The following is a 12,650-nucleotide window of genomic DNA, read 5'->3' as shown; positions in this document are numbered from 1 at the left end:
ACCGATCGCGTCAGGCGTCCCGGATCAGGCACCACGCCTGATCGAAGGCCCTCGCTTCGAGATCTGATGCCCGCATCCAGACCTCGAGGCTCCCCGCATCCCCGAACCATCCCGCGAGGCTTGTCGAACTCTCGATCTCCGCGATCAACCGGTACCGATCCCCGGCGGCGGCGAGCGGGATGCAATGCGGAAGGCACGCGCGCATCGGCCACTGATCACCGTGCTGCGAGTGTCCGTACAGGTGGGTGATGGGCCGGGGGCCCGCTGCTTTGACGAGCGTGCGCTGCCACGACCACATGCGCTGGATCTGGTCGTTCGCCGCCTCCGCAGCGGCGAGTTCCGCCGACCGAGCGCCGAGGAAGTCGTCAGCGGAACGAACGGAGAAGGTGCCGAAGGCGAGCATCGCCTGGCACGCGTCCGACGCGTTATCGCGGTCGGCGGGGCCGGCGTCGAGCGCGGATCGATCAGGAGCGGGGACCCATCGCACGTGCCAGGCGCCGTGGTCTGCCTCTGCCGGATCGTGACCGAAGGTCTCGCAATCGTGGAACACCTCCAAAACCCCGACCTCAGGGAGCCCCTCCTGATCGCCCGGCCATTCGGTGCGGGTGTCGTCACCGATGACCCCTCTCGCGTCGGCAAGATCGAATGTCGCGACGTGAGCGAGCGGCCTCCCATCGTGACGACGAGGCCACGGCTCACCGGCCCCTCCGCCGGCGGGACCGCCCACCCAGGAGAGACCACCACCACCCCAGGCCCGCTCCACCTCGGACATCCCGGGATTGCACGACTGCTCGGAGTACGCGACCGTGAAGGCGATGTCTTCGCCGAGACGCGCCGCGGCGTACTCGTCCCGCTCGAGCCACTCGATCGCCTGCATGCGCCAGCCGTGGATCGGCGGTCGGTCTTCGTCTTTGAGGGTCATCGCTCCACCTTCGCATCGTCACCGAGCGTGCGCGGGATCCGGTCTACCTTCAGGTAGCCTGAGGGCATGGAGATCCTGCGCAGTGTCGTCGTCCTCATCCACCTCGTCGGGTTCGCCACCGTGTTCGGAGCGTGGGTGGTCGAGGCGGTCGGCCGGCGACGCGTCACGCGCATCATGCACTGGGGACTCGGCATCTCCCTGATCGCCGGCCTCGCACTCTCGGCGCCGTGGGGCCTCACGGGCGATCTCAACTACGCGAAGATCGGCATCAAGCTCGTCGTCCTCGTGATCATCGGCGGACTGCTGGGCGCGGGCGCCGCGCGGCTGCGGAAGTCGGGCACGACGCCCGCCGGGATCTTCTGGGCGATCGGCGCCCTAACGCTCCTCAATGCGGGACTCGCGGTCATCTGGCGCTGACCTCGGCCTCACGCCTGGGCGCGCACGGCCCAGCGCGGGAGCGAAGAGTAGAGTTGAGGTTTGTGCGGCGGCCATCATGCCGTCGTTCGGTATCCCCGTGCTGTGATGTCTCTGCATCATCCCTGTGAAGACATCCGCCGCCGACGAGTCCCACGAGGACCTCACCGCTCTTCTCCGACAGGTCCCCCGCATGTCTTCTGCCACCGTGGCATCCCCTGCTCCCGCCAATCCCCGCTCGCGCGTCATCACCGCGAGCCTCGTCGGGACGACGATCGAGTTCTACGACTTCTACGTCTACGCGACCGCCGCCGTCCTGGTCTTCCCCTTCCTCTTCTTCCCGACGGGCAACGAGACGACGTCGCTGCTGCTGTCGTTCAGCATCTTCGGCGCCGCGATGGTGGCCCGTCCCATCGGCGCCGTGATCTTCGGCCACTTCGGTGACAAGTACGGCCGAAAGGCCACCCTCGTCGGATCGCTGCTGACCATGGGCGTCGCGACGTTCCTGATCGGACTGCTCCCGACGTACGGCGACATCGGCGCCTGGGCGGCGGTCCTGCTGCTCATCCTCCGCCTGGCACAGGGCTTCGCGCTCGGCGGCGAGTGGTCGGGCGCTGCTCTCGTGGCGACAGAGAACGCACCGAAGGGCAAGCGCGCCTGGTACGGAACGTTCCCGCAGCTCGGCGCGCCGATCGGGTTCATCATCGCCAACTCGGTCTTCCTCATCATCTACTTCGCGCTCCCGCACCCCGACGGTCCGGCGCTGCGCTCCGAGGAGTTCCTGGCGTGGGGATGGCGCGTGCCGTTCCTGTTCTCCGCCGTCATGGTGATCATCGGCCTGTACGTGCGCCTCAAGCTCGTCGAGTCCGAGACCTTCTCGAAGGCGGAGAAGACCGGCGCGATCCAGAAGTTCCCGCTCGGACAGGTCGTCCGCGGCCACTGGCGTCAGCTCATCCTCGGCACGTTCATCATGCTCGCCACGTACGTGCTCTTCTACCTGATGACGAGCTTCACCCTCGCCTACGGAACCAAGCCGACCACCGAGGGCGCGAGCGCTGCTGCGGAAGCAGCGGGTACAGCCTTCGACGCAGCGGCCTACGTGCCCGGCCTCGGATTCGGGTACACGGACTTCGTGATCATGCAGATCGTGGGTGTCGTGTTCTTCGGCATCTTCACCCTGCTGTCCGGCCCGGTGGCCGACAGTATCGGCCGGCGACGCCTGCTCCTGTGGATCACGGGCGGCATCTTCGTCTTCGGTCTGCTGTTCACCGTCTTCCTGCTCCCCCAGATGGACCCGAAGTTCTCCGGCGCCCTCGTGCAGGCGTTCCTCGTCTTCGGGTTCATGCTCATGGGCGCGACGTTCGGTCCGATGGGTGCGCTCCTGCCAGAGCTCTTCCCGACCAACGTCCGGTACACCGGCTCGGCCATCTCGTACAACGTCTCGTCGATCCTCGGCGCCGCGCTCGCGCCGATCGTCGCCACGGCCCTCTGGGCGGCTGCGGGAGGATCCCCCTGGCTGGTCGGCGTCTACCTGTCGGCGTCGGCGATCCTCACCTTCGTCGCCCTGTGGCTGTCGAAGGAGACGAAGGACGTCGAGTACGAGACCAATATCGGGGTCGCCCGGAAGTCCTGACCGGTCCGCATTCCGCAGGGGCGGATGCCGCATCCCACCGACAGGTGTCATGCGGCATCCGCCCCTCGTCATGTGCTGCTCACAGCCCTCCGGGCGATCACGCGCAGCGGGCCCCGTCAAGAGCTCCCGTTCTCGGGTGAACGGATCTAGTGTCGGTCTCACCAGCCCTGAAGGAGCGCGCCATGAAGAAGGTCACCCACGCATCCGTGGTCCAATACGACCGGACGGGCGGGCCCGAGGAACTGCATCTCGTCTCGGCGCCGCTCGCGGAGCCCGGCCCCGGTGAAGTGACCGTGGAGGTCATGACCATGGGTCTCAATCACATCGACGGATTCGTCCGAGCCGGCGCTGAGAAGGAGTGGGACGACCCGTTCCCGCGCGGTTCGGGCAGCTGCTTCGCCGGCATCGTCATCGCCGTGGGGCCGGACACCACGGGGTTCCCGGTGCGTACCGAGGTCGTCGGTCATCTGCGCGCCGGCGCTCAGGCCAGTCACGTGACCCTCACCGTCGACCGTCTGGTCAAGAAGCCCCGAAACCTCCCCTTCGAGACCGCGGGCGGCCTCTATCTCGCGGGCGTGACCGCGCTCGACATCGTCGACGACCTCAAGATCGGCTCCGGCGACACCGTCGTCATCTCGGCGGCGGCCGGTGGTGTCGGCAGCATCGAGGCGCAGATCGCCCTCCACCGCGGCGCCCGCGTGATCGGGACGTGCGGCGACCGCAACTTCGACTACCTCCGCCAGCTCGGCGTGAAGCCGGTGCGCTACGGCGAGGGGATCGCCGCCCGTATCCGGTCGCTCGCGCCCGACGGCGTCACCGCCTTCATCGACAACTTCGGTCAGGACGGTCACGCCCTCGCTGAGGAGCTCGGGGTTCCGGCCGGAAAGTTCCGCTCGAGCGCCGACCGGCGCGACCGGGAGGTGGCTCTTCTCTCCGACGAACCGGATGCCGTCGCTCATGGCACCGAGCAGTTGCAGCGCGTCGTCGAACTGGCCGACAAGCGCGTCGTCAACGTGCTCGTCTCGGGCTTCTACCCGCTGACCGATGTCGCCGAGGCGTATGACGATCTGCAGAAGCTCCACTCGCGCGGCAAGGTCGTGCTGGGCACGCACCCGGTCAACCCGCGCCGCATTCGCAAGGCGCGCGAGGTCATGGAGTCGGGCCGCTAATCCAGGAACAGGGCCCGCAGCCGCTTGGTGGTGAAGACGAGTCCGATCGCGATCATCACCACGTAGTACAGCACGTGCCACAGCATCCCGACCGACAGGATGCCGGTGGTCAGCCCTCGGATCAGTTCCACGCCGTGCCACAGCGGCAGCGCCATGACGATCGACTGCACCCAGTCCGGGTAGACCGTGATCGGGTAGAACGTCGCCGAGAACAGGAACATCGGCAAGAGCACGAAGTTGATCCAGTCCATGTGCTGGAACGTCTTCATATAGCTGGTGACAGCCATGCCGAGGCTCGCGAAGCCGAAGGCGATGAGCAGGACCGCGGGGATCGCGAGGATCGCCGTCCACGACAGGTTCAGGCCCATCACCTGCATGACGATCATGAACCCGGTGGCGTACAGCAGCCCCCGCAGGAGGGCGTAGAGGATCTCGCCCAGCGCGACGTCGAGCGGACCGAGCGAGGTGGCCAGCATCCCCTCGTAGAGCTTGCCGTAGTTGAGCTTGAAGAAGACGTTCCACGTGGAGTCGTAGATGGCGCCGTTCATCGCCGAGACGGCAAGGAGCGCCGGCGCGATGTAGGCCATGTATGAGACCTCCGTGCCCTGGGAGGTCTGGACCTCCCCGATGAGCGCGCCGAGACCCAGCCCCATCGAGAGCAGGTAGAAGACGGGCTCGAAGAACCCCGAGAGGACCACCGCCCAGCTCGACGAGCGCGCGGCCAGGAAGCCGCGCTGGACGACGGCACCCGGGTTGCCCGCCCAGAGCGCCCGAACGCCGCCGCGACGGACATCGGGGTTCACGACGACGGCGGTCACTTCGCGAGCCTCTCGACGAAGATGCGCCGGCCCCAGAGGTAGGCGACGCCCGTGAGGACGAGCAGATAGGCCAGGTGGACGACCACCATCGCGGGCGGAACGGCGGCTCCGTACGTGGCGAGACGGCCCAGCTCGGCGCCGTGCCACAGCGGTGAGATCCACCCGATCCACTGCAGCCAGACCGGCAGCGTATCGAGCGGATAGAAGGTGCCCGAGAACAGGAACATCGGCATGAAGACGAACCGCTGCACCAGTGCGAACTGGCCCTTGTCATCCTCGATCGACCCGGCATAGGCCATGAGCGGGATGCCGAAGGCGAGGCCCGCGAGGAGTCCCGCCGGGATCGCGAGCCAACCGGTCTCGGGGTTCGGGACCGTCGCCCAACCGACGCCGATCGCGCCCAGCAACCAGATGAACAGGTAGTACGCGGCGACGGCGAACCCCATGCGCGCCGCCGCGCCGATGATCACGCCGTTCGCGATCTGCGGGCTCGACAGTGCGGACGCGTTGAACCCGTAGAAGTACCGTCGCCACTTGAAGCCGGCCATGACCGGGTAGGTCATCTCCTCCGACGCGACGGAGAGCGCGGCGGTGACGAGCAGAGCGGGTGCGACGAAGACGAGATAGTCGACTTCGACGCCGCGATCGACGATCGGCACCTGGATCAGCGCCGCCAGGCCCGCCGCGAGGCCCAGGAGATAGAGGACGGGCTGCCCGAGCGCGCCGACGACGATCGTCCATCCATATGCACGCATGGCGCGCACCATGTGCTCCGTGACGTACCAGGTGCCGCGGCGACGGGGTTTCCGGCCCCACGCCATCGCCTCGGCGCGCAGCTCGTCGAGCGTCGGCGGCGCCGACTGGGCGGTGTCGCTCATTCGATCAGCGTCCGTCCGGTGAGGCGGAGGAACACGTCCTCGAGGCTGGACCGGCGCACGAGGCTCGTCATCGGCTGGAGTCCTGAGGCCGTGATGCGTTCGAGTGCGGCCTCGCCGTCGGTCGCGTAGACGAGGATGCGGTCGGGCAGCACTTCGATGCGATCGCCGATGCCGCGGAGCTCCGCCGCTGCCTGTTCGTTGCGATCGGAGCCGAAGCGGACCTCGAGCACTTCGCGGCTGGAATGCTCGCGGATCAGAGAGGCGGGACTCCCCTCGGCCATGATGCGGCCCTTGTCTACGACGACCAGCCGGTCGCAGAGCTGCTCGGCTTCGTCCATGTAGTGCGTCGTCAGGACGAGGGTCGTGCCTCGCTCCTTCAGGCGGAACAGCCGATCCCACAGCACGTGGCGCGCCTGCGGGTCGAGCCCGGTGGTCGGCTCGTCGAGGAGCAGGATGCGGGGGTCGTTGATGAGCCCTCGTGCGATCGTCAGCCGGCGCTTCATGCCGCCCGACAGTTGGTCGACCTTGCTCTTCGCCTTGTCCTCGAGCTGCGCGAAGGCGAGCAACTCGTCGGCTTTCTGGGCGCACACCTTGCCCGGCAGCCCGAAGTAGCGCCCGTAGATGTAGAGGTTCTCGCGGGCGTTGAGTTCGCCGTCGAGGTTGTCCTGTTGCGGGACGACGCCCAGGCGCGAGCGGATCTCGGGGCCGTACCGGTCGGGGTCCAGACCCAGGATCGAGAGGTCGCCGCTCGTCCGCGTCGAGACCGCGCCGATCATCTTCATGGTCGTCGACTTGCCGGCTCCGTTGGGGCCGAGCAGTCCGAAGGACTCCCCCGGCGCGACCTCGAACGACAGTCCGTCAACGGCGACGAAGTCGGGCTTCCCTCTCGCCGAGTAGGCCTTGACGAGGTTCTCGGCACGGATGACGGGTTCTGGCACCGCACCACCCTATCGACGGCTGGAGACACCACCATCCGATCGTCGAGCCCCCGGCAGAATCTCATCGCCTCGCGGACATCAGGCGGCAGGTCGCCGCGCTCGAAGAGGTGCAGGTTCGGCGCGCGCGCACGCAGGGCCATTCGTGGCAGGCGGTGGCGAGCGCCCTCGGCGTCTCGAAGCAAGCGGCGCACAAGAAGTACGGGGGAAGATAGAAGGATGTCGACACCCGCCCGCACCCGCCGTCCCGCGAAGGACGACGGCCCCCGCGCTCGCCTCAGTCACCTGCTGCCGTTCCTGCTCGAGCACAAGGCGATCCTCGCGGTCGTCGCCGTCCTCAGCATCCTCGAAGCCGTCGCTACGCTGGTGCAGCCGTTGCTGGTCGGCGACCTCATCGGGCGAGTGCAGGCGGGCGACACGCTCGGCATCCTGGTGTGGATCCTCGTCGGACTCGTCGTGGCGTCGTCGCTGATCGGCGGCTTCCAGCACTACCTGCTGCAGCGCACCGGCACGGCTGTCGTGTACTCGAGCCGCCGCCGGCTCATCGCGAAGCTGCTGCACCTCCCGGTGAAGGAGTACGACGCCCGCCGGACAGGTGATCTCGTCTCGCGCGTGGGCACCGACACCACGCTGCTCTATGCGGTGCTCACTCAGGGGTTCGCCGATTCGATCGGCAACGCGCTCATCTTCGTCGGCGCCCTGATCGCCATGCTGATCATCGACCCGCTCCTCCTGCTGCTCATCGCCGTCGTCATCGGTGCGTCCGCCGCACTGGTGGGCGCCCTCAGTGGGCGGATCCGGCGCGCCACCGCGCTGCAGCAGGCCAAGGTCGGCGAGCTCGCCTCCGGGGTGGAGCGCGCCGTCGGGTCGATCCGCACGATCCGTGCCGCCGGCGCCGCCGACCGTGAGCGCGCCGCGATCTCCGAGACCGCACGCGACGCGTACGGGGCGGGACTGCAGGTCGCCAAAGCCTCCGCGGTGATCGTCCCGGTCGCCGGAGTCGCGCTCCAGGTGTCGCTGCTGGTGGTGCTCGGCGTCGGCGGGTTCCGCGTGGCATCCGGAGCCATCTCGATCGCCCAGCTCGTGACCTTCGTGATGTTCCTCTTCTTCCTGATCCAGCCGCTCGCGTCGTTCTTCGGCGCCATCACGTCGGTGAACCAGGCGCTCGGCGCGCTCGGACGGATCCAGGAGGTCCTCGATCTGCCCGACGAGACGCACGACGACGTCTCCCTCGCCGGGGCTGCTCGGGCGACGGGAGCGGGCGACCCGGCGACCGCGGTCGAGTTCCGCGATGTGCACTTCTCCTATCCCGACGCCGTCATGGCCGCCCGGCGCTCGGCCGAGGACGACGCCCGCAAGGCCCTCGCCGGAGTCCACGCGCCCCTGCCGGGAGACGAGGCGACCGGTGACGCGACCGCAGACGCGGACGGCGAGGCGACGGTGCTCCGCGGAGTCTCCTTCCGGGTGCCGCAGGGCGCGCGGGTCGCGCTCGTCGGCCCGTCGGGCGCCGGCAAGTCGACGACCCTCGCCCTCATCGAGCGGTTCTACGATCCGACCTCGGGCGCCGTGCTGATCGGCGGAACCGATGCGCGGTCGCTCGACCGCCTGAGCCTCCGCGCGCAGCTCGGCTACGTCGAACAGGACGCTCCGACCCTCGCCGGGACGATCGCCGACAACCTCCGCCTCGCCTCGCCGTCGGCGACGGATGCCGACTGCGTGCGCGTGCTGGAGGCGGTGAACCTCGGCGACGTCCTCCGCCGCAATCCGCTCGGGCTCGACGCGCCCGTCGGCGAGGCGGGCGTCATGCTCTCGGGCGGCGAGCGCCAGCGACTCGCGATCGCGCGGGCCCTGTTGGCCGCGCCCCCGATCCTCCTGCTCGACGAGTCGACGTCGTCACTCGACGGGCTCAACGAGCAGCGGATGCGCGAGGCGATCGACGCGGTCGCGACGGGGCGGACGCTCGTCGTCATCGCGCACCGGTTGTCGACCGTGGTGGACAGCGATCTGATCGTCGTCCTCGACCGCGGCCGCGTCGTCGGCCAGGGCACCCATGCCGAACTCATCGAGTCGGTTCCGCTCTATCGCGACCTCGCTGCTCGCCAGCTGCTGGTGTGACCGCGTCGATGCCCCCGGCGAGCGCGCCGGGGGCATCGACGGCGGGTCTCAGTCCGACCGCTCGCTCCGCTTGAGGCGGTACCGGAGCGCCGCGAGCTCGGCGTACAGGGCGGGCGGAACACGGCCGCCGAACGTCCGGTAGAACTCCTCGGTCAGATCGGTCTCGGTCAGCCAGGAGTCCACGTCGATCGCGAAGAGCTCGTCGAGATCGGCCTGCGGGACATCGACCCCGTCGAGGTTCAGATCCGCCGTGCGCGGAAGGCGTCCGACCGGGCTCTCGACCGCGTCGACCGAACCGTCGACCCGGCGGATGATCCAGTCGATCACGCGGGCGTTGTCGCCGAAGCCGGGCCAGAGGAAGCGTCCGTCGGCCCCTTTCCGGAACCAGTTGACCTGGAAGATGCGCGGCGCGCGGTCGAAGCGGAGCGCCTGGCCGACGCTGAGCCAGTGCCCGAAGTAGTCGGCCATGTTGTATCCGCAGAAGGGGAGCATGGCGAACGGGTCGCGGCGGAGCTCGCCGACGGTCCCCTCCGCTGCGGCGGTCCGCTCGGACGAGATGTTCGATCCCATGAAGACGCCGTGGGTCCAGTCGGTCGCCTCGACGACCAGCGGCACGTTGGTCGCGCGACGGCCACCGAAGAGGATCACGTCGAGCGGAACGCCTTCCGGAGCATCCCAGTCGTCGCCGATCTGCGGGCATTGCGCCGCGCCGACCGTGAACCGGGAGTTCGGGTGGGCCGCGGGGGTGCCCGATGCCGGCGTCCACGGGTTGCCCTGCCAGTCGGTGAGGTGCGAGGGCACATCGTCGGTGAGACCCTCCCACCAGACATCGCCGTCGGGACGCAGGGCGACGTTCGTGAAGATCGTGTTGCCCCAGAGCGTCTCGACCGCCGTGGCGTTCGTCGAGGCACCGGTTCCGGGAGCGACGCCGAAGAACCCGGCCTCCGGGTTGATCGCCCACAGGCGACCGTCGTCTCCCGGCCGGAGCCACGCGATGTCGTCACCGAGGGTCTCCACGCGCCAGCCGGGGATGGTCGGCCGCAGCATGGCGAGGTTGGTCTTGCCGCAGGCAGAGGGGAACGCGGCCGCCACGTGGTACTTCTTGCCCGCCGGGTCGATGACCCGGATGAGCAGCATGTGCTCGGCGAGCCAGCCCTCCTGCTTGCCGATCACCGACGCGATGCGCAGCGCGAAGCACTTCTTGGCGAGGATCGCGTTGCCGCCGTACCCGGAACCGAACGACCACACCTCGAGGGTGTCGGGGAAGTGCACGATGTACTTCTCGTCGTTGCACGGCCACGCGGCATCCTGCTCGCCCGGCGCCAGCGGGGCGCCGACGGAGTGCACCGTCTTGACCCAGGGCTTGCCCGCGGCGATCTGCTCCAGCACCGACGAACCCACGCGGGTCATGATGCCGATCGATGTCACCGCGTAAGCGCTGTCAGTGACCTGCACGCCGATGTGCGAGAGCGGTCCGCCGACCGCTCCCATCGAGAACGGCACGACGTACATCGTCCGGCCCCGCATGCTGCCGGCGAACAGCGGGTTCAGGGTCTCGCGGATCTCGTCCGGGGCGATCCAGTTGTTGGTGGGACCGGCATCCTCTTCGCGGGCCGAGGCGATGAACGTGCGCCCCTCGGTGCGGGCGACGTCGCTCGGGTGGGAGCGGGCGAGGTACGAGCCCGGGCGCCATTCGGGGTTCAGCTTGATGAGCTTGCCCTCGTCCACCTGCTGACGCAGAAGAGCGTCGTGCTCGGCGCGCGTGCCGTCGACCCAATGGATGGCCTCGGGAGTGGTGAGCGCGGCGATCTCGTCCACCCACGCGCGGAGGGCGGCCATGCCCTCACCGGAGGGTGCCAGACGGATGCCGCGGGGCGGCGCGACCGGAGCGGTGTCGGAACCGGTGGCGGGTCGGGTGAACAGGTCTGCGATGGCCATGGGCACTCCTAAGGTCGAGGCGTACTTCTACTTTCGCCGCCCAGGAGCAGGTCTTTCCATGAAATGGAGCGTCAAGAATCCGGTTTCTTTCTCTAGACTCAAGATCATGGCCACACCACTCCAGCTGTCCACCCTCGGTCATCGCATCCGGCATCACCGGCTCGCCCACGGCTTCACCCTCGACGAGCTGGGCGCCCGTGTCGGGGTCGCGGGCAGCCAGCTGAGCCTCATCGAGAACGGCAAGCGGGAGCCGAAGCTGTCCCTGCTCCAGGCCATCGCCACCGAGACCGAGACCGACGTCTCCGATCTCCTCTCTCCCGAGCCCCCGAACCGCCGCGCAGCCCTCGAACTCGAACTCGACCGCGCGCAGCAGAGCCCGGTCTTCCGGCGGCTCGGTGCCGCCCCCGTCCGCGTGACGAAGACGATGACCGACGACACGATCGAGGGGGTACTCGCCCTTCACCGCGAACTCCAGCGTCGCGAGCGTGAGGCGATCGCGACGCCGGAGGAGGCGCGACGGGCCAACACCGAGATGCGCCTGCGCATGCGGGAGTCCGACAACTACCTGCCCGACATCGAGAAGCTGGCCGAGAAGCAGCTCCGGGCGGCCGGGCACACGACGGGCGCGCTGACGCACCGCACGGTCAGCGTGATGGCCGAGCAGCTCGGCTTCGAGCTCATCTATGCGAACGACCTGCCTCACTCGGCCCGGTCGGTGACCGATCTGCAGAACGGGCGGATCTACCTCCCCCCAGCCTCGATCCCCGGCGGGCACGGCCTCCGGTCGATGGCGCTGCAGGCGATGGCGCACCGGCTTCTGGGCCACGCCCCGCCCACCGACTACGCCGATTTCCTGCAGCAGCGCTTGGAGATCAACTACTACGCCGCCTGCGCCCTCATGCCCGAGACGGCCTCCGTCGCCTTCCTCAGCCAGGCCAAGAAGGACCGCAACCTCGCCGTCGAGGACTTCCGCGATGCCTTCGGCGTCACGCATGAGGCGGCGGGCATGCGCCTGACGAACCTCATGACTGCGCATTTCGGCATCCGACTGCACTTCCTGAGAGTCGACGGCAACGGCGCGATCAGCCGGGTCTACGAGAACGACGGGCTGCCGCTGCCGATGGATGTGACGGGCGCCGTGGAAGGGCAGGTCGTCTGCCGGCACTTCGCCGCCCGCTCGGCCTTCGCCGAGCAGAACCGGACGACCGAGCAGTACCAGTACACCGACACCCCCGGTGGCACGTTCTGGTGCTCGAGCCAGACCGGCTCCACGAGCGCCGGCGAGTTCTCCATCACCGTCGGCGTGCCGTTCGACGATGCACGCTGGTTCCGCGGGCGGGAGACCGCGAACCGCGCCGTCTCGACCTGCCCTGACGAGGCGTGCTGCCGGCGGCCGGATGCCGATCTCACGCGGCGGTGGGAGGGCAAGGCGTGGCCGAGCGCGCGAGTGCACATGCAGATGTTCTCGCCGCTGCCGGCGGGTTCGTTCCCCGGCGTCGACGACACCGAGGTGTACGCGTTCCTCGACCGCCACGCGAGCAGCTGAGCGGACGTTCCGCGCGCGTGAGAACGGGGGACATGGCCCGACACCACGTCCCCCGTCCCCTGACCGAGGTCAGTCCTTCTTGAACGCGTCCTTGACGTTCTCGCCGGCCTTCTTGACGTCGGCCTTGGTCTGGTCGGCCTGACCCTCCGCCACGAGGCGGTCGTTGTCCGTCGCCTTGCCGACTGCTTCCTTCGCCTTGCCGGCGATGTCCTGAGCAGCGTTCTTGATCTTGTCGTCGAGGCCCATGAGGGACTCCTTTCTTCTCGGGGATTCAGATCCCAG

General features: G+C 68.6%; 11 protein-coding genes. 5 read left to right on the top strand and 6 right to left on the bottom strand.

What is annotated here, in order from left to right:
- Window positions 1-10: 10 nt before the first annotated feature.
- Window positions 11-922, bottom strand: a complete 912-nt coding sequence (locus ACJJV7_RS05950; protein WP_405373119.1) for a DUF1963 domain-containing protein — start codon at window positions 920-922, stop codon at window positions 11-13.
- 66 nt (window positions 923-988) lie between these two features.
- Here ACJJV7_RS05950 and ACJJV7_RS05945 point away from each other — a divergent pair, with 66 nt between their 5' ends.
- The 3 genes from ACJJV7_RS05945 to ACJJV7_RS05935 all read left to right on the top strand — a co-directional run bounded on the left by ACJJV7_RS05945 (window position 989) and on the right by ACJJV7_RS05935 (window position 4,138).
- Window positions 989-1,339, top strand: a complete 351-nt coding sequence (locus ACJJV7_RS05945; RefSeq protein WP_405373118.1) for a Fe-S protein — start codon at window positions 989-991, stop codon at window positions 1,337-1,339.
- A 190-nt stretch (window positions 1,340-1,529) separates the two neighbouring features.
- Window positions 1,530-2,969, top strand: coding sequence for an MFS transporter (locus ACJJV7_RS05940; protein ID WP_405373117.1), 1,440 nt, complete (start codon window positions 1,530-1,532; stop codon window positions 2,967-2,969).
- A gap of 182 nt (window positions 2,970-3,151) precedes the next feature.
- On the top strand, window positions 3,152-4,138 hold the full coding sequence (locus ACJJV7_RS05935; RefSeq protein WP_405373116.1) for an NADP-dependent oxidoreductase: 987 nt from the start codon (window positions 3,152-3,154) through the stop codon (window positions 4,136-4,138).
- On the opposite strand, the gene ACJJV7_RS05930 is transcribed toward ACJJV7_RS05935, so the two are convergent.
- From ACJJV7_RS05930 to ACJJV7_RS05920, 3 genes are read right to left on the bottom strand one after another with little or no spacing between them, the layout of a single operon-like run.
- A complete protein-coding gene (locus ACJJV7_RS05930; RefSeq protein ID WP_405373115.1) occupies window positions 4,135-4,956 on the bottom strand; it encodes an ABC transporter permease in 822 nt (273 codons plus the stop codon). The two genes, ACJJV7_RS05935 and ACJJV7_RS05930, sit on opposite strands and share 4 nt — an antisense overlap.
- Window positions 4,953-5,834 carry an ABC transporter permease gene (locus tag ACJJV7_RS05925; RefSeq protein WP_405373114.1) on the bottom strand — a complete coding sequence of 294 codons (882 nt, stop codon included), beginning with the start codon at window positions 5,832-5,834 and terminating at the stop codon, window positions 4,953-4,955. Before ACJJV7_RS05925 ends, ACJJV7_RS05930 begins: the two co-directional genes overlap by 4 nt.
- Entirely contained in the window at window positions 5,831-6,772 is a 942-nt protein-coding gene (locus tag ACJJV7_RS05920) for an ABC transporter ATP-binding protein (protein WP_405373113.1), read from the bottom strand. The genes ACJJV7_RS05925 and ACJJV7_RS05920 overlap by 4 nt, the downstream gene beginning before the upstream one ends.
- 216 nt (window positions 6,773-6,988) lie before the next feature.
- Between ACJJV7_RS05920 and ACJJV7_RS05915 the strand changes: the two genes are divergently transcribed.
- Window positions 6,989-8,884 (top strand): ABC transporter ATP-binding protein, encoded by a 1,896-nt coding sequence (locus ACJJV7_RS05915; RefSeq protein ID WP_405373112.1) that lies wholly within the window; start codon window positions 6,989-6,991, stop codon window positions 8,882-8,884.
- A gap of 48 nt (window positions 8,885-8,932) precedes the next feature.
- Here ACJJV7_RS05915 and ACJJV7_RS05910 read toward each other — a convergent pair whose 3' ends face one another.
- Window positions 8,933-10,822 (bottom strand): phosphoenolpyruvate carboxykinase (GTP), encoded by a 1,890-nt coding sequence (locus ACJJV7_RS05910; protein ID WP_405373111.1) that lies wholly within the window; start codon window positions 10,820-10,822, stop codon window positions 8,933-8,935.
- A 106-nt stretch (window positions 10,823-10,928) separates the two neighbouring features.
- Between ACJJV7_RS05910 and ACJJV7_RS05905 the strand changes: the two genes are divergently transcribed.
- Window positions 10,929-12,368, top strand: a complete 1,440-nt coding sequence (locus ACJJV7_RS05905) for a helix-turn-helix domain-containing protein (protein ID WP_405373110.1) — start codon at window positions 10,929-10,931, stop codon at window positions 12,366-12,368.
- Window positions 12,369-12,437: 69 nt separating this feature from the next.
- Here ACJJV7_RS05905 and ACJJV7_RS05900 read toward each other — a convergent pair whose 3' ends face one another.
- Window positions 12,438-12,614, bottom strand: a complete 177-nt coding sequence (locus ACJJV7_RS05900; protein ID WP_405373109.1) for a CsbD family protein — start codon at window positions 12,612-12,614, stop codon at window positions 12,438-12,440.
- Window positions 12,615-12,650: the final 36 nt, after the last annotated feature.

The sequence above is a fragment of the Microbacterium sp. Ld4 genome (assembly GCF_045066555.1).
In the GTDB taxonomy this organism is placed as follows: Bacteria; Actinomycetota; Actinomycetes; order Actinomycetales; family Microbacteriaceae; genus Microbacterium.
Note: the sequence above shows the minus strand (reverse complement) of the source record. Positions and strands in the feature narration are given on the sequence as shown.